The organism is Streptomyces marinisediminis (assembly GCF_026262575.1).
Lineage (GTDB): Bacteria > Actinomycetota > Actinomycetes > Streptomycetales > Streptomycetaceae > Streptomyces > Streptomyces marinisediminis.
This window is the reverse complement of sequence record NZ_JAPKFL010000113.1, coordinates 1-587: the sequence shown is the minus strand read 5'-3', so window position 1 is coordinate 587 and position 587 is coordinate 1. Positions and strand designations below refer to the sequence as shown.

General features: G+C 72.7%; 1 protein-coding gene. It reads right to left on the bottom strand.

What is annotated here, in order from left to right; translation table 11 throughout:
• Positions 1 to 525: KR domain-containing protein (locus OSB71_RS24300; protein ID WP_265950955.1), on the bottom strand; the 525-nt coding region annotated here is incomplete at its 3' end.
• Positions 526 to 587 lie beyond the last annotated feature (62 nt).

The following is a 587-nucleotide window of genomic DNA, read 5'->3' as shown; positions in this document are numbered from 1 at the left end:
CCCCGCACGGTCAGCCGCGTCACAGGCCACCCACCGCGCCCGCGCACCCCACCGCGCCAACTCCTCCACCAACTCCGCACCACCCGCACCACCACCCCCACGCGAGAGCAGCACCAACTCCCGCACACCCCACTCCCGCACCAGATGCCGCACCACCACACCACCCAACCCACCACCCGCACCCGTCACCAACACCACACCCGCACGCACACCCGAACCCACACCGGACCCCACACCCACACCCACACCCACACCCGCACCGGACGGACCGGACAGCTCCGCACCGGCGCCGGAGAGACCGGACGCCTCAAGCCGCTCGGCCGCCTCAAGCTCCCCGGCCGCCTCAAGCTCCCCGGACAGCTCGGACTCCCCGGGCAGCTCGGGCAGCTCGGGCAGCTCGGAGGGCTCGGAGGGTTCGGGCTGTTCGGTCGGCGGTACTGTCACCCGGGTCAGACGGGGTACGAAGACCTGACCACCGCGCACCGCCACCTGCGGCTCACCCCAGCCCGCGACCTCCTCCCACACACCCGCACCCGAACCAGCACCAGCACCAGCGCCCAAGTCGGCACCGGTGTCGGTGCCGGTGT